The organism is Arthrobacter sp. ov407 (genome assembly GCF_900102895.1).
In the GTDB taxonomy this organism is placed as follows: domain Bacteria; phylum Actinomycetota; class Actinomycetes; order Actinomycetales; family Micrococcaceae; genus Arthrobacter.
Window position 1 is genome coordinate 235,042 of the sequence record NZ_FNGD01000006.1, and the last position, 17,992, is coordinate 253,033.

16 protein-coding genes are annotated in these 17,992 nt (G+C 64.2%); 8 read left to right on the plus strand and 8 right to left on the minus strand.

Annotation, left to right across the window (positions count from 1 at the left end):
- Window positions 1–486 precede the first annotated feature (486 nt).
- Window positions 487–1,404: a serine hydrolase gene (locus tag BLS42_RS09955; protein ID WP_090580243.1), complete on the minus strand. Its 918-nt coding sequence runs from the start codon at window positions 1,402–1,404 to the stop codon at window positions 487–489.
- Between the two features lie 135 nt (window positions 1,405–1,539).
- Here BLS42_RS09955 and BLS42_RS09960 point away from each other — a divergent pair, with 135 nt between their 5' ends.
- Window positions 1,540–2,460: a 2-hydroxyacid dehydrogenase gene (locus tag BLS42_RS09960; protein ID WP_090580246.1), complete on the plus strand. Its 921-nt coding sequence runs from the start codon at window positions 1,540–1,542 to the stop codon at window positions 2,458–2,460.
- A 50-nt stretch (window positions 2,461–2,510) separates the two neighbouring features.
- Here the strand turns inward: BLS42_RS09960 and BLS42_RS09965 are convergent, their stop codons facing one another.
- Together BLS42_RS09965 and BLS42_RS09970 are read right to left on the minus strand one after the other, a co-directional pair.
- Window positions 2,511–2,891, minus strand: a complete 381-nt coding sequence (locus BLS42_RS09965) for a VOC family protein (RefSeq protein WP_090580249.1) — start codon at window positions 2,889–2,891, stop codon at window positions 2,511–2,513.
- Window positions 2,892–2,955: 64 nt separating this feature from the next.
- Window positions 2,956–4,137: an MFS transporter gene (locus BLS42_RS09970; protein WP_256336376.1), complete on the minus strand. Its 1,182-nt coding sequence runs from the start codon at window positions 4,135–4,137 to the stop codon at window positions 2,956–2,958.
- 161 nt (window positions 4,138–4,298) lie between these two features.
- Between BLS42_RS09970 and BLS42_RS09975 the strand changes: the two genes are divergently transcribed.
- Window positions 4,299–6,041, plus strand: a complete 1,743-nt coding sequence (locus tag BLS42_RS09975) for an ABC transporter ATP-binding protein (protein WP_090580252.1) — start codon at window positions 4,299–4,301, stop codon at window positions 6,039–6,041.
- Window positions 6,038–8,077 carry an ABC transporter ATP-binding protein gene (locus BLS42_RS09980; protein ID WP_090580255.1) on the plus strand — a complete coding sequence of 680 codons (2,040 nt, stop codon included), beginning with the start codon at window positions 6,038–6,040 and terminating at the stop codon, window positions 8,075–8,077. Before BLS42_RS09975 ends, BLS42_RS09980 begins: the two co-directional genes overlap by 4 nt.
- Window positions 8,078–8,243: 166 nt before the next feature.
- Here the strand turns inward: BLS42_RS09980 and BLS42_RS09985 are convergent, their stop codons facing one another.
- From BLS42_RS09985 to BLS42_RS20730, 4 genes are all read right to left on the minus strand, one after another.
- Window positions 8,244–9,164: an Abi family protein gene (locus BLS42_RS09985; RefSeq protein ID WP_176803333.1), complete on the minus strand. Its 921-nt coding sequence runs from the start codon at window positions 9,162–9,164 to the stop codon at window positions 8,244–8,246.
- A 570-nt stretch (window positions 9,165–9,734) separates the two neighbouring features.
- The gene (locus tag BLS42_RS09990) at window positions 9,735–11,513 is read right to left on the minus strand and encodes an ATP-binding protein (RefSeq protein ID WP_176803335.1); all 1,779 of its coding nucleotides are present in this window, start codon (window positions 11,511–11,513) and stop codon (window positions 9,735–9,737) included.
- Window positions 11,514–11,575: 62 nt separating this feature from the next.
- Window positions 11,576–12,826 carry an SIR2 family protein gene (locus BLS42_RS09995; RefSeq protein WP_143019172.1) on the minus strand — a complete coding sequence of 417 codons (1,251 nt, stop codon included), beginning with the start codon at window positions 12,824–12,826 and terminating at the stop codon, window positions 11,576–11,578.
- Window positions 12,827–13,239: 413 nt separating this feature from the next.
- Window positions 13,240–13,842: a TetR family transcriptional regulator gene (locus tag BLS42_RS20730; protein WP_090580266.1), complete on the minus strand. Its 603-nt coding sequence runs from the start codon at window positions 13,840–13,842 to the stop codon at window positions 13,240–13,242.
- 83 nt (window positions 13,843–13,925) lie between these two features.
- On the opposite strand from BLS42_RS20730, the gene BLS42_RS10005 reads away from it, so the two are divergent.
- From BLS42_RS10005 to BLS42_RS10015, 4 genes are all read left to right on the plus strand, one after another.
- Window positions 13,926–14,705 (plus strand): SDR family NAD(P)-dependent oxidoreductase, encoded by a 780-nt coding sequence (locus tag BLS42_RS10005; RefSeq protein ID WP_090580453.1) that lies wholly within the window; start codon window positions 13,926–13,928, stop codon window positions 14,703–14,705.
- Between the two features lie 354 nt (window positions 14,706–15,059).
- Window positions 15,060–15,497: a hypothetical protein gene (locus BLS42_RS10010; protein ID WP_143019173.1), complete on the plus strand. Its 438-nt coding sequence runs from the start codon at window positions 15,060–15,062 to the stop codon at window positions 15,495–15,497.
- A gap of 43 nt (window positions 15,498–15,540) precedes the next feature.
- Window positions 15,541–15,684, plus strand: a complete 144-nt coding sequence (locus tag BLS42_RS20215) for a hypothetical protein (protein ID WP_176803337.1) — start codon at window positions 15,541–15,543, stop codon at window positions 15,682–15,684.
- A 183-nt stretch (window positions 15,685–15,867) separates the two neighbouring features.
- Window positions 15,868–16,173: a hypothetical protein gene (locus BLS42_RS10015; protein WP_090580274.1), complete on the plus strand. Its 306-nt coding sequence runs from the start codon at window positions 15,868–15,870 to the stop codon at window positions 16,171–16,173.
- A 78-nt stretch (window positions 16,174–16,251) separates the two neighbouring features.
- Here BLS42_RS10015 and BLS42_RS10020 read toward each other — a convergent pair whose 3' ends face one another.
- Entirely contained in the window at window positions 16,252–17,070 is an 819-nt protein-coding gene (locus tag BLS42_RS10020; RefSeq protein ID WP_090580277.1) for a hypothetical protein, read from the minus strand.
- Window positions 17,071–17,266: 196 nt separating this feature from the next.
- On the opposite strand from BLS42_RS10020, the gene BLS42_RS10025 reads away from it, so the two are divergent.
- Entirely contained in the window at window positions 17,267–17,539 is a 273-nt protein-coding gene (locus tag BLS42_RS10025) for a Rossmann-fold NAD(P)-binding domain-containing protein (RefSeq protein ID WP_371129548.1), read from the plus strand.
- The last annotated feature ends 453 nt before the right edge of the window (window positions 17,540–17,992 follow it).

The window sequence follows — 17,992 nt, forward strand, 5'->3', positions numbered from 1 at the left end:
GGTGACTCCCTGGAAAAAGCCCGGATCCGGGAGTTCCCCGTGGGCCGCGCGTCGGCGCGGGCCTTATTCGCGGGATCCTGGCTTGCCCCAATACTGCGGCGTCTCCTGCATACGAGCCGGGAGGAAATCCGAGGCCCAGCTGCCTCGATCTGCCCGGAGTGCGGGCGGGTTCCGGGCCCCCCGTGTGGGGCCCGCGGTTTGGGCGGCGCGTTCCGGTCAGGGCGGCGCGGCGGGCCGTGCGGGACCGGAGGTCCCGGCTTCAGCGGGACGGCAGGTTCGTGATTCAGAAGGAATGGACATCTTGTGCTCCTCCAGAGGACCGCCCGTCAGCGTGGGGTACCATCGGGCAGCTGCGGCTGAGACTATTCCCGCTTCTTTCATCCTGCCCCCGTAATGGAGCGGGCGCTACCTTTGATCGGTTGATTTTCAGACTATTAACAGCTGGCAAACAACGGCACACTATTACTGCCTCAGTTACGGCCCGTGTTACCGCCCGAACAGGGCCCCGGTGAGCTGGTGAGTCAGGTCGTGGATGAGGTCCAGGCGGTCCGCGCTGTCGGCGTCGTCCGGGCCCCACGTGTAGATGACCACCGCGTAGGAGCGGTCGCCGGCGCTGAGCAGCGCGGCGTCGTGCACGTAGCCCTGCACCACGCCGTACTTGTGGTGGACCGTGATGCCGGGGGCGAGCGCCGCCGGGATGAGGGCCTCGTCATTGGTGTGCTGCATGTAGCCCAGCAGCTCCGCGGTGTGACCGGGGTTGAGCAGCTTGCCCGTGGCGAGTTGCGTCAGGAGCCGCGCCATGTCCGGCGGCGCGATGAGGTTTTTCTCGGGGTCGTACGTGATGCCGAGCGTGGCGGCGTAGGCGGTGAGGTTGGGGTAGCCGATGTCCTGCATCAGCAGGAGCCACGCGTCGTTGTTGCTGGCGTTGATCATGGCCTTGAGCTGGAACGCGGCGTTGAACGCGCCCAGGGGAGTGTCGAGCGACTTATCGCCGATTTCCACGAGGTGGTAGTACGCGGCGGCGGTCAGGACCTTCGCGGTACTCGCCGCCGTGTACGGTTTCACGTCGCCGTAGCTCTGCAGCTGACCGTCGCGGGTGTCCATCACGGCGACGCCGATCCTGTGGCCGGGGTGTTCGCCGATGATCCCCTGGATCTCGGCGGGGAGGTCGACGGCGGCGGGCGGCGGGGCCGCCGGGGCAGACTCGCGCTGCGCCTGCTGGTGCGCGACGGTCAGGAAGCTATTGGTCAGGAAGTCGCTGGTCCGGCCACCGCCCGCTGACGGGACGGTGCGGATGGCGCCGAGGACCACGACGGCGGCCAGCACCAGCGCGGCGGCGGCCCAGACCAAGGCCAGGTTCCTGCGGTGGGTGGGAGCGGCCGGCCGGGGGCCCGGATTCGTCATATACGTGGGCCTTCCGGACTCGACTGGGTGGTGCCTCCGACGTTAGGCCGGGCCACGGGCAAAATCCACGGAGCGCGCGGGGCGCGCCCAAAGTCGGGCAATAATCCCGCATGCTGGTCAACTACGCTGGCACTCATGAGCCGGAAAATTACCGTCAGCCTGCCGGACGCCTCGTTGCGAAAATACGTTCAGCCGCACCCGGACGTCACCATCCTGGAGTGGGACCTGGCCGGTGCGCCGCCCCTGCCGCGGATCGACATCGTGGTGCCGCCCTACATGGGTGGCCCGCAGGTCCTGCAGGGCCTGGCACAGGTGGACACAGCCCTGGTGCAGAGCCAGTCGATCGGATACGACGGCGTGGCAGAGTTCCTGCCTTCCGGAATGGTCTTCGCCAACGCGTCCGGCGTGCACGAGACCTCCACCGCGGAGCTGGCACTCGCCCTGATCCTGGCCAGCCAGCGCGAATTGCCCCGTCTGATCCAGAACCAGCAGGAGGGCCGCTGGGATCCCAGGCCCACCGCCAGCCTGGCCGATCGCCGCGTCCTGATTGTTGGCTACGGCGGGGTGGGCAAGGCGATCGAGGACCGGCTCCAGCCGTTCGAGATCAGCGTGACCCGGGTGGCCAGCAGGGAACGCACGGATGAGCGCGGCCGTATCCACGGCATTGCGGAACTCCCTGCGCTGCTGCCCGGGCACGACATTGTGGTGGTGGGAGTTCCGCTCAGCGACTCCACCCGGCACCTGATTGATGACGCCTTCCTCGCGGCAATGCCCGACGGCGCTCTGCTGGTGAACGTGTCCCGCGGCCCGGTAGCGGACACCGACGCCCTGGTCCGGCACACTGGCTCCGGACGCATCCGCGCCGCGCTTGACGTCACCGATCCCGAGCCCCTGCCGCAGGATCACCCGCTGTGGCGGACCCGGGGCGTCATCATCAGCCCGCATGTGGGCGGGGCGAGCTCGGCGATGCGCCCCCGGATGGGCCGCCTGCTGCAGCGGCAGATCGAGCTCATGTTGGCAGGCGAGCCGCCGGCCAACGTGGTGCTGAACGGCTGAGGCTGAACGGCCGGGAAGTTGAACGGCCGGCCGGTTGGCAGCGCGGCCGGCTACGAGGGCGCGGGTGAGTCGCCCGTCCCGGCGGTGTCCACCACGCAGAACCTGTTGCCTTCCGGATCGGCGAGGATCACGTAGTCGGCGTCGGCCGGCTGTTTGCTCCATTCCACCCGAGTGGCGCCCAGGGCCAGGAGCCGCTGCACCTCGGCGTCCTGCTGGTCTGTGTACAGGTCCAGATGTAGGCGCGGGGGGATCTGGACGGCCGCGGGGACGCGGTCCAGGGAGATGCACGTACCTTTACCGCCCGGCGGCTGCAGGATGACAAAGTCGCCGTCGGGCGCGTACCGCGGCTCGTAGCCCAGGGCGGCCTGCCAGAAACTCATCTGGCGTTCGAGGTTGTCCACCCGGATCACGATCGAGCCAATGCTCAGCATCCGCCTCAAGCTACACCTCGGTGAACTCTCCGGCAAGCAAGCTCTGCCCGGCAAGCAAGACTCGCTAGTCGCTGTTTACGACCGCCAGGTCGGGGGCCGGGCGGTCGCGAACGCCCAGCTTCGTGAGCGCGAGCGGGCCAAGGACGGTTCCGCTGAGGATGATGCCCGCGAAGATCAAGCACGACAGCTGCCACGATCCGCCGTCGTACAGCAGACCCGCCAGCAACGACCCCGCTGCTGCACCGAGCATCTCGGAGTTGGTCAGCAGGCTCAGGCCGCGGCCAACCCGGTGCCCGTTCACCTCGGCCACGACCGCCCGTTGGATCGGCAGCAAGATTGCCCAAGAGGCACTCGTCAGCACCCACAGCGAGGCGATCACGAGCGGACTGGGCGAGAACGCGAGACCGGTCGCCGTCAGTGCCGACGCGACGGACGCGATGATGTATCCCGTGCGCCGGCCCCGCCGTTCGACGAACCGGTGCAGCACGCGGGGCAGAGTCGTGAGCGCGATGCCTCCGGGCAGGTAGATGAGTGCAATCTGGTAGACCTCGAGCTCGAGCGCCTTCTGCAGGTGCAGCAGCAGAAGCAGCGACACGCCCGCCTCGGCGACTGCGGTCACCATTGCGATCAGCAGCAGCGGGGCGAGGCGCTTTCCATCGCCACGGATCCCACCCGGCGGCTGCTCCTGCGGTGGCTCCAGGAATCTTGGCACCCGGAACAGCAGGACCGCCGCGGCGATGCAGGCAACGGCGAGGGTCCCGAAGACCCCGCTGAAGCCGATCAGCGGCAGGAGCACCATCGCTGGAATCCAGAAGAACCACGATCCGAGTGCTTCGGACGACAACAGCCCGGCCAAGGAGCCGGAGTCGCGATCAAGGGACTCGGCCGCGATCGCCCGGACCGCGATCCAAAAGAATGCGCCGCCCACGCCGCTCACGACCGCAGCGGCGAAGGCAAGGGGGAGCGACGTCGCGAGGGCGTAGCCGATGCAGCTGACCGCGTAAAGCGCGGCTCCGGCCGCAGCCACGTTCGTTCGCACCCGAGTGTCGACCAGCCAGCCGGAAATCGGACGTGCGATCACCGAGACGACGAGCTCGACGGCGACGAGGGCGCCGATCGCGCTTGGTGCGATACCCAGCTCGGTGCCGCCCCAGAGCGGGATAAGGAAGTCCAGCAATTCCGCCGACCCTCCGATCAGCGTCGCGGCAGTGCCAGCTGCTTGCCTTCGATCCGGCTGAGTCCCCATGCCCGGATCCTATGTGAAGATTGGCGAATCACCCGCGCGTTTCCATCCGTCGGGCACGTCGCAACGGCGAATGGAATAACTGAGAGGAACCCAGCCAGCTCCCGGCCGCCGGACGTAGACTGACCTTCATTAGTGCCCGTGACGCGTGAAGTGGAGACCGGATGCTCTGGAAACTGCTCGTCGAATACCTGCGGCCGCAGCGGAGGCTGCTGCTCGCCGTCGTCGTCTTCCAGCTGGCGGCGTCCATCGCCTCGCTCTATCTGCCCACCCTGAATGCCGACATCATCGACCAGGGCGTCGCGCGCGGGGACACCGACTACATCCTGCACATCGGCGGGCTGATGCTCATGGTCACCCTGCTGCAGGTCGCCTGCACCATCGCCGCCGTCTATTTCGGCGCGAAGGCCGCGATGGCGCTGGGCCGGGACGTCCGCGGGGCCATATTCACCCGCGTGGCCGAGTTTTCCGAGCAGGAAGTCACCCGGTTTGGCCCGCCCAGCCTGATCACCCGCTCCACCAACGATGTCCAGCAGGTCCAGCAGCTGGTCCTGATGTCCGCCACGCTCATGGTCACGGCGCCCATGCTCTGCATCGGCGGGGTGATCATGGCCATGCGGCAGGATCTGCAGCTGTCCTGGCTGATCGCGGTCAGCGTGCCTGTGCTGCTGGCCGCGGTGGGCTCGATCATTATCCGGATGGTGCCGCTGTTCCGGCTAATGCAGGCCCGGATCGACACCGTCAACCGGGTGCTGCGCGAACAGCTCACCGGCATCCGCGTGGTGCGGGCCTTCGTCCGGGAGGACGTGGAGACCGCACGTTTTGCCCACGCCAACGAGGACGTCACGGACACCGCGCTGCGCGCCGGCCGGCTCATGGCGCTCGCGTTTCCCACCGTGATGCTGGTGCTCAACGTCTCCAGCGCGGCCGTGATCTGGTTCGGCGCGTTCCGGATCGAGGACGGGTCCATGCAGGTGGGCACCATGATCGCGTTCCTGAGCTACCTCATGCAGATCCTGATGTCCGTCATGATGGCCACGTTCATGGCGATCATGATCCCGCGCGCTGCGGTCTCGGGGGACCGGATCGGCGAGGTGCTCGGGACCGAATCCAGCGTCCGGCCGCCGCTGCGTCCGGTTTCGCGCGCGGCCGGCCGGGCAGCCCGTGGCGAGCTGGAGATGCGCGACGTCGGGTTCGCCTACCCGGGTGCCGAGCAGCCGGTGCTCTCGGACGTGAGCTTCACCGCCCGCGCGGGGCAGACGACGGCGATCATCGGCAGCACCGGCTCCGGCAAGACCACCTTGGTGAACCTGATGCCGCGGCTCTTCGACGCGACCTCCGGGGCCGTCCGGATTGACGGCGTGGACGTCCGGGAGCTCCACCCGGACCTGCTGTGGGGGCACATCGGCCTGGTCCCGCAAAAGCCCTACCTGTTCTCCGGCACGGTGCGCAGCAACCTGCTCTACGGCAAGCCCGACGCCACCGAGGACGAGCTCTGGCGGGCCCTGAGGATTGCCCAGGCGCAGGACTTTGTGGAGGAGCTGGAAGGCGGACTGGATGCACCGATTTCGCAGGGCGGCACCAACGTCTCCGGCGGCCAGCGGCAACGGCTGGCGATCGCCCGGGCGCTCGTGAAACAGCCCGAGCTGTATATCTTTGACGACTCCTTCTCCTCGCTGGACACCGCCACGGACGCCCGCCTGCGGCAGGCACTCAAGCAGCACACCGCCGGGGCCACCATGGTGATCATTGCCCAGCGGGTCTCCAGTATTGTGGACGCGGACCGGATCCTGGTGCTCGAGCGCGGCAGGATCGTCGCCCACGGCACGCACGAGGAACTGCTGGCGACGTCGGAGACGTACCAGGAGATTGTGAACTCCCAGCTCGCAGCGGAGGAGGCAGCATGAGCCGCACCGACAAGGCGCCGCCGCCGGCCCCCGCCGCCGGGGCACCCTCCGCAACCGCTCCTGCCGCCGCGCCCGTGGCGCAGGCGCCGCTGCGGATTCCGCGTCCCGCGGGCGGGCCCGGCCGCGGCGGACCGTTTGCCGGGATGAACATCCCGGCGGAGAAGCCCATGAACTTCGGCCCGTCCGCACGGCGGCTGCTGGGGGAGCTGCGGCCCGAACGGCTGTGGCTGGTGCTGGTGCTGATGCTCGCCGTCGTGAGCGTGACGTTCTCGGTGATCGGGCCCCGGCTCCTGGGCGAGGGCACCAACCTGATCTTCGCCGGCGTCGTGTCCAAGCAGCTGCCCGCCGGTGAGACCCAGGCCCAGGTGATCGCCCAGCTGCGCGCCGCCGGGCAGACCCAGCAGGCGGACATGCTCAGCGCCATGACGCTCACACCCGGCACCGGGATCGACTTCACCGCGCTGGCCACCGTGCTGCTGTGGGCGGTTGCCCTGTACGTGCTGGCCTCGGTGTTCGGCTGGATGCAGGCCTATATCCTCAACGGCGTCGTGCAGCGCACGGTCTTCCGGCTGCGCGAACGGATCGAGGCGAAGATCAACAGGCTGCCGCTGCGCTACTTCGACTCCGTGCAGCGCGGCGAGCTACTCAGCCGGGTGACCAACGACGTCGACAACATCTCCACGAGCCTGCAGCAGTCCATCAGCCAGGCCGTGACCTCGCTGCTGACCGTGGTGGGGGTGCTGGTGATGATGCTCCTGCTCTCGCCCACGCTGGCGCTGATTGCCCTCGTGACCATTCCGCTGACCCTGGTGACGACGGCGATGATCGCCAAGCGCTCCCAGAAGCTGTTCGTCGCGCAGTGGAAGCACACCGGCGAGCTGAACGGGCAGATCGAGGAGACGTACACCGGGCACGCGCTCGTGAAGGTGTTCGGCCGGCAGCGCGAGGTGGAGGAGCGGTTCCGGCAGAAGAACGTGGAGCTGTACCAGGCCAGCTTCGGCGCGCAGTTCATTTCCGGGCTGATCATGCCGGCCATGACGTTCATCGGGAATCTGGTCTATGTGGGGATCGCCGTGGTGGGCGGGCTGCAGGTGGCCTCCGGGGCGATGCAGCTGGGTGACGTGCAGGCGTTCATCCAGTATTCCCGGCAGTTCACCCAGCCGCTGGCGCAGCTGGGCTCCATGGCCAACCTGCTGCAGTCCGGCGTGGCCTCGGCCGAGCGGGTATTTGAGCTCCTGGACACCGAGGAACAGGGCCCGGATCCGGTCCCGGCTGTCGCGCCTAACGGGGGCCGGGGGCGGCTCGTGTTCGAGGACGTTTCCTTCTCCTACTCCCCGGACAAGCCGCTGATCACGGACCTGAGCCTCGTGGCCGAGCCGGGCCAGACCGTCGCCATTGTGGGGCACACCGGCGCGGGCAAGACCACCCTGGTGAACCTGATGATGCGCTTCTACGAACTCGACGCCGGGCGGATCACGCTCGACGGCGTGGACGTCACCGCGATGACCCGCAACGAGCTGCGCTCGCGGATGGGCATGGTGCTGCAGGACACGTGGCTGTTCGGCGGCACCATCCGGGACAACATCGCCTACGGCCGCCCCTCGGCCACGGAGGACGAGATCCTGGAGGCCGCACGGGCTACGTACGTTGACCGGTTTGTCCGGTCCCTGCCGGAGGGCTACGACACCGTGCTCGAGGACGAGGGCGGCAATGTGTCGGCGGGCGAGAAGCAGCTGCTGACTATCGCCCGGGCGTTCCTGGCCCGGCCGTCGGTGCTGATCCTGGACGAGGCGACGAGTTCGGTGGACACCCGTACCGAGGTGCTGGTGCAGAAGGCGATGAGCGCCCTGCGGTCCGACCGGACGAGCTTCGTGATCGCGCACCGCCTGTCCACCATCCGCGACGCCGACCTCATCCTGGTGATGGAATCCGGGCAGATCGTGGAGCAGGGCACGCATGCCCAGCTGCTGGCCGCCGGCGGGGCTTACGCGGCGCTGTACGCGGCGCAGTTCGCGGCCCCGGTGGCGGAGGTTTAGACGTTGGGCGACGGCGGGGGGGGCCGCCTCGACCGAGGCAACGGACGGCGTGTCGGCCGTCTTGTGTCTGCCATTCGATGACCGCTTATGCCCTTCAGGCTGATTGCGGCGCGCCGGGCAGTGCGTCTGGAAAGCCGAACGCCTACAACTGCACCGACTTAGCGGATCACAGGCGATCGAGGGCGTGGTGCTCAGGGAAACCCATGTGTTTCAGCAAATCCTTGTGTTGAGAGAGCAACTGCAGGCAGCGTTCTTCAAAGTCCGATTTTGAACCGGCACGCCGGGTCAAGTAGCTCAGCAACACCAAGGTCTGAAAAATCCTGTAGGTGTCAGTTTCCCCGACACGAATGGAAATCTCATGCGTCGGACTCTTCATCGTGGCCAGCTTCTCAACTACTTGGCGATTCCAGAGTCGGCCGTGATGGGCGCAGATATTGCGTGTGTAGCTCAGATGCCGAACAGCTGTGTTGAAGTAGTCCTGCGGGAGGCCGAAGGTGCCGGCGATCTGCTTGACATACGATTGCTCCTTGAGATTGGACATCATTTTCGAGAGAAGTCCAAAGCTCGCGCACTCAACGACGACCCAAATAGGTGGCTCCATGGCGCTGTATTTGTCGTTGTGATGCTTCATGAAGGGCTCTTTGGACCGTTGGCGTTCCTCATCCAACCGCTGCATGCAATCCTGGTAATCGCCGAACCGTCTGAAGTGGCGCTCCAATGCGTAGCCCGTAGGCGAGAGCTTCTCAGCCAGCTTATAGGCTAGAGCAGCTCGAAACTCGACTTCGAACTCTGCTATGGCAGTGCCGACGAGTAGGCGTAAGTGCTGGTCAAACTCGTAGATGCGGCGCACCTGTATCAAAGATGTTCCTGCCTTGAAGCTGTTGTCGCCAGCAGCAGGGTCCACCTGAAATGGGCGGAGGTACCCGGAGAGACGGAAATAGTTTGTCCTGTGTAGAAAGGCAGCCGCCTGCGTGCGATCGTCGATCTCTAGGCCGCGAGCCAGCAGCGTGTCGCACTGCTCCTCTAATGTGAGGAACGGCTTGGACGACGGTGGAGAGGGTGGCGACGGAGGCGGACCTGGCTTCATAGGGAGAAGCCTATGTGGACCCAGGTTAAAGAAAAAACCCGCCGATGTTGAGGATCTTCGAATGCCAATTGACCAGTTCGTTGTGGTCGACTTGTGATTCCGGAGACTAGCCCTGGCGGGGATTTGTTCCCCAAATCTACGCATGTTTCCGCGAGGGAGCAAATGCGGTCTCCTCGCATTTGGTGCACATCGCGGCAAGGTCTTGTCATTGTTCACACTGCCATCGGTGAACGCCGGGCAGATTGTGGGGCAGGGACGCATGCGGAGCCACTGGCTGCGGCGGAGTGTGATCGGCGCTGCATGCAGCGAAGTTCGCGGCTCCGCTGGCAGGGATTTAACGTTAAACTTCTCGACTGCGAGATGGGACCCGCAAGTGGACGATCCATGGTGAGATAGGACGGTAGCCTCACCGTGAACGTTTACATATGCCCTGTGATCGTCGTCCGCCCACGCGGGACTGGCTGGCTGGCCGCCTGACCTGCTGGCGGATAGCGAGCCTGGTCAGATCCTATCGACTGACTTGCTGGCCGTTTCTGAGGCCGCCGTGCGTCTGATGCGCAATAGGCAAGGTTACAAATCGGCCGTTAGCATCTGGCCGCCGTCAGAAGAGGCTACATTGTTCGATCCTTCTCCCTCGAGAGGCGCTGCTGTCGTGCCCTTGTCATGGATGCTTTCGCCTCCGTCATCCGCTCTAGTCCTCCTGCGGACCCACCCCGTTTCATACTTGGGTCCTTCGGATTCGGGAGGGAAGACAGGCCTAGTGACCCTGACGCTCACGGGCACAGGGAAATCTACGCCCATGAATATGGCCTCTCCGGGCACGAGACCGGGCAAGAGCTTCATGGCCGACATATCCAACTCGGCCGCTGCTTCTTCGACGCGTTGTCGATCCCGTCCGTCGGCGAGTCTATGAACGATAAGCATGCCTACCTGACTGAGGACGGCAGTAGGAAGGTCGCCGGGTCTCTGCGTCGCTAAGCAAACAGTCAGGCCATATTTCCGACCTTCCTTTGCTATCAGATCAAACGCGTCTAAATGAGCTGTTACTTCATCCCCCACGGTCACATTGAAGAATTGATGGGCTTCATCTAGTCCGACGACAATAGGATTTTCCCTGAAGTCGCCGCGTCTCGCCATCAATAGAAGAGTATGCCCAATAACATTGACAAGAATCTCCCTGAGGCTGTGGCTAAAGGTTAAGTTACGAAGCGAAATTCGAAAAATACCCGGTTTGTTACTGTGTATCCATTCCGACAGGACCTTTAGTAAGCTGGGGCTCTGAAGGTCATCGCCGATGACGGACATAATTTCCGGAGTCTGGATCAAGTCGTCAATCCGGCCTACAAGACTGCTGATGTAGCCCTGCGAGTTGTTGTCGACACCGCCAAACTTCTCTGGTGAGTTCTTATCGGTGGGCCAAACACATTCTTCCATCACTTGGTTCGACAGTGCTCTCAAGTCAAATTCCCCGAATGGGTTTTCAATGTGAGTAATGAGCTCACGAGCCACCGTTTCAAATGCTAGGCGGTTCTGGCTGGCTTTTGAAAGCCTCCCCGGGACGGCCATGTGCCCGTGAAGTCCGTTGGCCGCAATCCGGGCCGGGTCAGTAGCAGCGAGGATGCGATGCATCCGAAGTGATCGTACGGCCGCCCGCAGTTTGGGTAACTGCGATCCTCCAGAAGGTGCAATGAATGCATTTCGATCCGTTTCCCGCATGTGCCAATGCGGCAGAGATACGGATGTTGCGTTCGGTTCATTTGCGTTGCCGCCCAGAGCAACGTGCACGGCCGACTTACCTAGACTTCCAAATTCGCCAGTAGCGTCAATCAAGATCATGCGCCCGCCCTGATCCAGGATGCTGGACGCGAGGTGGGCAAGCGTCCAGCTCTTGCCAGAACCTGTGGCTCCCACGACCGCCGTGTGTCGGCCGAAGAGTTTCTGGGTTGAGATACTTACATTAATTCCGTTGCCGACTGCCAGCGTCCCCATATCGATGCCGTAATCCGGCACTCCGGTCGAGTCGCCGGCGATTACGGCCGACACTGTGTCCTCGCTCGCTACAAAGACACGATCGCCAAGGCGCGGATATGCGGCTATGCCGCGCTTCGCATTCCCAGAGTGATCCACAGACGACAGAAGTTGAAGTCGACCCTCGTTGCGTGGCGCGGAACCCTCTATCTGCCCTCGACTCGAGCGTTCGCCGCCAGATCCTATGACCTCAACGAGCCGGCCAAAAATCCCGAGTCCAGCGACCTCCACGACGAGGAATTCTCCGACCTCGCCGAAACCAAGCCTTTGGCCAAAATGAATGCCAGGAAGATCACTTGCCAAGGGGAGGGTGACGTGCACAAAAGAACCTTCGACCCTCGATACAGTCCCTGCGAGTCGGTCTTGGGAGAACATGTGGAGCATTACATGGCTCCAGTTTCGTCCACGCGTGAAATGCGTTCAGCATGCGCCTGTCGCTCGTCGAACTCCGACGCGTCCGGCATTAGTCGCACAAGATCATTAAAGGTCCCATCAATCAGGGTCAACCGATGGTCACCGTCCATAGCAAGCTTCTCAAGCCACGCGATTGACTGACTTCGTTTGGCTTCATTTCTGATTGCAGGATCGACGACTAGCAACCGCAACCCGACGTTGCTTCTGACGGCAGCCTCGATGGGGGCGGCGATATGTTCGTCATTGAATCCGAATCCAACGACGAGGAGGGCAACGTTCGGCAAGCGAAGGGCCATCTGGAACCGGGACATCATCTCGAGGTAGGGCTGGCGAAAGCTCATCTGGTACTTGTTGGCCGCGGGGTAGATGAGCACGGGGTCATTGGGGCGCCCCTCAATCCTTTTTGCTGCGGCACCGTTCCTCTCCCAGTCCACCGATCCGTGCAGCTTGAGGAGATGCAAGACATTTTCTTCCAAAACGAGTCTGTCGTTGGGGCCACGACGAACAAAATCGATATCGAAAGCCGTACCATCAAACTCGCGGTGGGCTGCGAGCCCAAAACCATCGATCAGGTGAAAGCGGGAGCGCGCGGCCGCCACTTCGAATGCCAGGTCGTAGTTGGTGGTGAAAAGCTTCGTGCGCTGCAATCGAGACGACCTGCGGCCGATCTTTCGGAGAAACATCTGGTGCATGTCGAGGGAAGTAGCATCGTCAACAAAACTGCATGCCTCGAGAATGACACTTTCGGCTTCGTTTAGAAATGAGCCGAGGTTTATATTGGCTTCATATACACTCAAGCGAGCCTGAATGTGTGACAAAAGATGCTCAATGTTTTCTGACTCGATGAGGTCACGAGATAGATCTTTTGTTGCGGCCGCAAATGTCGGAAGAGACTGAACCTTTTGCCAAAGGTTCCACATCGTAGGTGCTTTCCGATCCCCAATTTTAGGGATTCCGAGTGATGTTCCCAGTCCAGTTAGGACAACCAACGAGTCGCTGTTGATGGCACGGAGCAATTCAATTTGGAGCTCCTGGCGTTCGGCGGCTGCAGCGATGGCAACTTCTTCGCCTTCGTCCGACATAGTCAGTTCAACCCAATCTCGGCTTTTACCTCGCAATGCTGCACCCGGACCCGATCCGGCATCTTTCGTATCAGCCGCCACGTCCGCGTTCAGCGGCACTTCGGTGGCGCTGCTCGGGTGTTCACCCTGGCTAGGCACGGATTGCCACCTCTGCGACAAGCGGCTTGACCTGCTCAACCAGCAATTCCACGGCTTTCTCCTCAAATCGGGCCTAATTCAGTCGAGAGTGTTGGTCGTTATGGCCTCGTAACAGCCATAAGGATCCACTCGATTACTGTTCGCTCAAAATCTACCTGAGCGCGCGACGGCTACGGAGTTCGCGCGGCCAAGTGCACGCCCTAAGTCAGCTCCACCAGGCATGGCTGCAGCAGTAGAGAACACATCGTTCGTACTTGCCAATGGCAATCACCCTGCCGGTGATGAGGATCCGCATACGGCTCATCGTGAATAGCGGTCCGGCTCCAGCAAAACACACCGCACGTCCCGAGGCTACTCAATTCTGCAGTCGTCTTTCGGGACCTGGAGCCAGTTGGGTTGTGTGGTCCGACGACCTAAGCCTCCGGCACCCGCAGCACCCCCACCGCCGCCACCAAGTACGGCGTCGGGTCCGGGTCCGTTCCCGCGGCCCACTGCATCCAGGCCTCGAACGTCGCGCCGATCAGCGCGGCACACAGGTACCTCGCGACGTCCTCGCTGACCCCGGCCGCAACTAGGTAGGCCCGGGTCCGCTCCCGCTGCGGCGTCAGGGACTCATAGCTCCGGCTGGCGAGCTCGGGGTGTTCGGCGATCAGCCGCAGCCGGCCGCGCGTGACCGCGAGGTCGGGCAAAACGGCAACCCCGGCGACGGCCGCCTCGCGCAGCCCCGCCAGGACGTCGCCGTCGGAAGCACCACCGCGCGCTGAATCCAGCACCCGGCCGGAGGTCTCGACCACCGGCTCCATGCCGCCCCAGACGAGCTCGGCCTTGCTGGAGAAGTAGCGGTACAGGCTCTTGCGCCCGATCCCCGCCTCGCGCGCGATGTCCTCCATGGAGGTCTGCTCATAGCCGCGCTCGGCGAACAGCTGCAGCGCGATGGCGGCCACGGCGTCGGGATCAATCGTCACCGGGCGCCCGGCGGGGCGCGGAACGGCGGTCGTCAAAGCATCCGAAGGCATCCCACCAGTATTCACTCTTCCATAATGACACGGAGTGTCATAAAGTGGGCTGCATCACCGTCAGCAACGTCTGGAAGGACATCATGGGCAACGAAGCTTCATGGCAGGAAGCCACCACCATCGGCCGATTCGCCGGCAAGACCGTCATCGTCACCGGCGCAGCCTCGGGCATCGGCCAGGCCACCGCCCTGCGCATCGCCAAAGAAGGCGGCCGCGTCATCGCCGCCGACATCAGCAAGGAACGCCTGGACGATCTCGTGGCCGAGAACGCCGGGCTGGACCTGGTCCCCGTGGCCGGCGATATCTCCACCGAGGAGACCGTGGCCGCCGTCGTCGCTGCGGCCGGCGGACGCGTCGATGCCCTGGCGAACGTCGCCGGCATCATGGACAACTTCGCCCCGATCCACGAGGTGGACGACGAGCTCTGGGACCGCGTGTTCCGGATCAACGTCACCGCCCTCATGCGCCTCACCCGCGCCGTGGTGCCGCTGATGCTGGACGCCGGAGCCGGCTCCGTGGTCAACGTCGCCTCCGAGGCCGGCCTGCGCGGGTCCGCCGCCGGGGCCGCCTACACCGCGTCCAAGCACGCCGTCGTCGGCCTGACCAAGAACTCGGCCGTGATGTACGGGCCCAAGGGCCTGCGCTTCAACGCCGTGGCCCCCGGCCCCACCATCACCAACATCGTGGCCAACTGGGGATCCCAGCTCGCGGCCGAACGCCTCGGCCCGCTGATGCAGGCCACCGTCCCCACGCCCGCCACCGCGGCGCAGCTCGCCGCGTCCATCAGCTTCCTGCTCAGCGACGACGGCACCAACGTCAACGGCGCCATCCTCGCCTCCGACGGCGGCTGGTCCGCGCTGTAGCGGAGCGGCATCAAACACATACGGACGACGGCGGGGAGCCCCGCCGTCCTCCGCTGGTGTGGAGCGCGAAAGTTGCGTCTTACTTAGTCATCCACGCCAATAGTTCCTGACCGTAAACTCGGGACTGAGCGATGGCGGTCAGAGATAGCCGGCCATGATCGTGTCGCTTTCCCAACTGTCGGGATTCGCAGTCCGTTCCCGGATGATTCGGAGTTTCTCGCTGTAACGGAGACGGGAATGGAAGATCCTGCGAAACACGAACAGAGGCGACAATAAGGCATGCAGACTCGTTCTGACAGCTCACCGCAGCCTAAGAGGCGATGGCTTCCGATGTGGCTGAAAATAGTCCTCATCGTGCTCGCAGTCATCTTTGGCATCCCTGCAATCCTTCAGGTGACCCACGATATTGCGACGGCACCGATGGTTGCGATCGCAGACCGGATGCACCCTGATCCGGGATGGAACGCGGAGGGGGAGAACATTACGGGCGGACCGTTCTGCATCCGCTACGACGTGGACTGTGACAGCATGTGGCGCAGCTACCGGACGGAACAGAAAGTAGCACCCGCTGACGTGCAGCGCATCAGTGACGAAGCTTTGAACGGTGCGAAAGTGAAGGGCGACTGCGAGACTTCTCCGCTGCCGTCAAACGTCACGGGCATGTATGAAGCGTGTTCTGTCTCTGCTGTCGTTGACGGCTATGACGTGGAGGTTCGAGTCCTGAAACTCAGCGAGGACAGCCAGGACAGGATCATACAGTTCAGCCTCAGCAGCGTTAAAAACAGGCGGTAACGCGAGCGGGGCAACTTCTCGTTGGGCCAACGTCACCGCCCTGATGCGCCTCACCCGCGCCGTGGTGCCGCTGATGCTGGACGCCGGCACCGGCTCCGTGGTCAACGTCGCCTTCCTGCTCAGCGACGACGGCACCAACGTCAACGGCGCCATCCTCGCCTCCGACGGCGGCTGGTCCGCGCTGTAGGGAACCGGCACCCAACGCAAGCGGACGACGGCGGGACCGCCCGCCGTCGTCCGCTTGTGTCGCCCGTTCCCCTGTTTCAGGAGGGCAGCGCAACACCCGGTCAAGTCCACCCTCCGGCCCTACCGGGATGATGCTGGACGGCCTATCGTGGTCCCTGCCACAGCCCGAGGGAAAGGAACGACGATGTTCACCCTGCAGATTAGCTATCCGGTCCGGGACTACGAGGCTTTCAAGAAAGTGTTCGACACGGATCCCGCAGGCCGTGCCGCCTCGGGCGCCCGGTCTGTCCGCTTGTTCCGGGATACCGAGGACCAGAACAGCGTGGCCGTGCTCCTTGACTTCGACACCAGGGACGCGGCGACCGGCTTTCTGGAAAAGTTGCGCAGCCAGGTGTGGGACAAGCCCGAGGTGATAGGGCAGCTGATGACGGCAGCGCCGACAGCCAGGATTCTGGAAGAAGTGGCCCGCGAAGGCCAGGGCGCGGGCTGACTGCTGAGAATCCGGGGGTCCTCGTCCGATGAGTCAGCCGCCACAACACAGTCGCCCCGGCCCACCATCACTGCCCCATCACGGCGCGGGTTGCTCGGCCGATCCCGAATCCGAGGACACCGCAGGCGCCGTGGGCTGTTCGGTTGCGGGGGCAGGCTCCGGGCTCTGAACTGTTTCGGGGGCGACGTCCGCCGGCGGGGTGTCGCTTGATTCGCCGGCTCCCGGCTTTGCGGTTCCGGCCGAGCCGGTGACTCCGCCACTGGGGCTGCCGTCCGTAGTCAGGCCACCTTCTTTGTTGGCGCCTTCCTCGACTTTCCCAGGCACTTCCGCCACGTCCTTAGTCGATGCGTCCGTCCCGTCCGGGACAGCCGGATTGCCGCCCAATGCTTTGCCCAGCGTCGTCGTGGGCCCGGTCGCACCGCCCTCGATGCTCGACGTCGACGAGACGAGGCTGGAGATGGGCCGATTGGTTCCGAATTCGACTGCAGTGACGCCGACCATCGCGATGGCGAATGCGGCAGCACTGACCGCCCCGACCTTGATCCAGGTCTTGGGGGTGAACTGCCTCTTCAGCCGTTTGGCTCGAGGTCCGTCGCTCTCGGCCGGAGCGCTGGCGGCCAGCACGTCGCCGTCGTCAGCGGGCAGTCCGCCCCCGCGTCGCTTTGGGATTTTCGTCAATGCCACGGTGGCTGCCGAGCTGAGTGTTCGGGCATACAGAGCGGCACCCACTGTGGCAACGATAGAGCCGAGTGCGGCGCCGATAAGCGTCCCGGCGACGCCTAGAAAGGACCCCACCAAGGCAGAGGTCACCGCGGCCAACGCCGAGCCAATAGTCTGGGTGCCACTCAGCCCGAGGAGCTGTTTCGGCTTGTCTTCTTTAGTGGAGTCTGCAGGCATATTCAAACACATTTCGGTCAGGCAATATTACGAATAGATAACATTACCTGCCTATGGGCGGTTCCCGCCTGCGACCGTGTTTATTTGAGACGCATGTCACAGACAAGAGGAGCGTCATGGTTCGTGCCACCGCGGCCTCCGGCGGAGGTCGAGAAGTATCGATGATCTAGGGACGTCGGGACCGAGGTGCTGTCGCATGGCGGACGCCTGGTCCGGGTTGCAACGGGAGCGAAAGGCCTCCCTGCGCTTCAACGCCGTGGCCCCCGGCCGCCCCACCATCACCAACATCGTGGCCAACTGGGGATCCCAGCTCGCGGCCGAACGCCTCGGCCCGCTGATGCAGGCCGCCGTCCCCACGCCCGCCACCGCGGCGCAGCTCGCCGCGTCCATCACGTTCCTGCTCAGCGACGACGGCACCAATATCAACGGCGCCATCCTCGCCTCCGACGGCGGCTGGTCGGCCCTGTAGGGGAGCGGCACCCAATGCAAGCGGACGACGGCGGGGAGGACCCGCCGTCGTCCGCTTTTCCTGCCCCGGTGGGTCAGGGTATTTCCGGCATGCCCTTCAGCCCTGTAGCGCCCTCCGGCGGCGTGTGCCGCCGGAGCGTGCAGGCGCGCTCATTAAGGAGTCGCCGGACTCACAGGTAGCTCTTTACGCTCGCGCGGAGTGCTTCCGTGTGCTCGTAGATCTCTTCCAGGAGCTTGTGGGCACGCGCGTCTCTTCCTTGTTGTCGTCGAAGATGCCCATGTACTTCTGGGTGCGGCGGTCCTGGGTGACTCCAACCTGGACCGCATCGGCGACCCGCTCTACGAGGCCTTTGTCCCCACCGGCCTCTGGCCGCCGCCCGAGCTGAACACGTCCCCACTACCCGCTCTGGGCTGAATTCCGATTGGTCGGGAGCTAGGCTGAAGCTCAATCAGC

What these genes read in the sequence shown, in the direction of transcription:
- BLS42_RS09965 (WP_090580249.1), bottom strand. Translation starts at nt 2,891, where the DNA reads ATGCTGAGCATTGGCTCGATCGTGATCCGGGTGGACAACCTCGAACGC.
- BLS42_RS20730 (WP_090580266.1), bottom strand. Translation starts at nt 13,842, where the DNA reads ATGCCTTCGGATGCTTTGACGACCGCCGTTCCGCGCCCCGCCGGGCGC.
- BLS42_RS09960 (WP_090580246.1), top strand. Translation starts at nt 1,540, where the DNA reads ATGAGCCGGAAAATTACCGTCAGCCTGCCGGACGCCTCGTTGCGAAAA.
- BLS42_RS20215 (WP_176803337.1), top strand. Translation starts at nt 15,541, where the DNA reads ATGCGCCTCACCCGCGCCGTGGTGCCGCTGATGCTGGACGCCGGCACC.
- BLS42_RS09970 (WP_256336376.1), bottom strand. Translation starts at nt 4,137, where the DNA reads ATGGGGACTCAGCCGGATCGAAGGCAAGCAGCTGGCACTGCCGCGACG.
- BLS42_RS10020 (WP_090580277.1), bottom strand. Translation starts at nt 17,070, where the DNA reads ATGCCTGCAGACTCCACTAAAGAAGACAAGCCGAAACAGCTCCTCGGG.
- BLS42_RS09955 (WP_090580243.1), bottom strand. Translation starts at nt 1,404, where the DNA reads ATGACGAATCCGGGCCCCCGGCCGGCCGCTCCCACCCACCGCAGGAAC.
- BLS42_RS10025 (WP_371129548.1), top strand. Translation starts at nt 17,267, where the DNA reads ATGGCGGACGCCTGGTCCGGGTTGCAACGGGAGCGAAAGGCCTCCCTG.
- BLS42_RS09985 (WP_176803333.1), bottom strand. Translation starts at nt 9,164, where the DNA reads ATGAAGCCAGGTCCGCCTCCGTCGCCACCCTCTCCACCGTCGTCCAAG.
- BLS42_RS09980 (WP_090580255.1), top strand. Translation starts at nt 6,038, where the DNA reads ATGAGCCGCACCGACAAGGCGCCGCCGCCGGCCCCCGCCGCCGGGGCA.
- BLS42_RS10015 (WP_090580274.1), top strand. Translation starts at nt 15,868, where the DNA reads ATGTTCACCCTGCAGATTAGCTATCCGGTCCGGGACTACGAGGCTTTC.
- BLS42_RS09975 (WP_090580252.1), top strand. Translation starts at nt 4,299, where the DNA reads ATGCTCTGGAAACTGCTCGTCGAATACCTGCGGCCGCAGCGGAGGCTG.
- BLS42_RS10005 (WP_090580453.1), top strand. Translation starts at nt 13,926, where the DNA reads ATGGGCAACGAAGCTTCATGGCAGGAAGCCACCACCATCGGCCGATTC.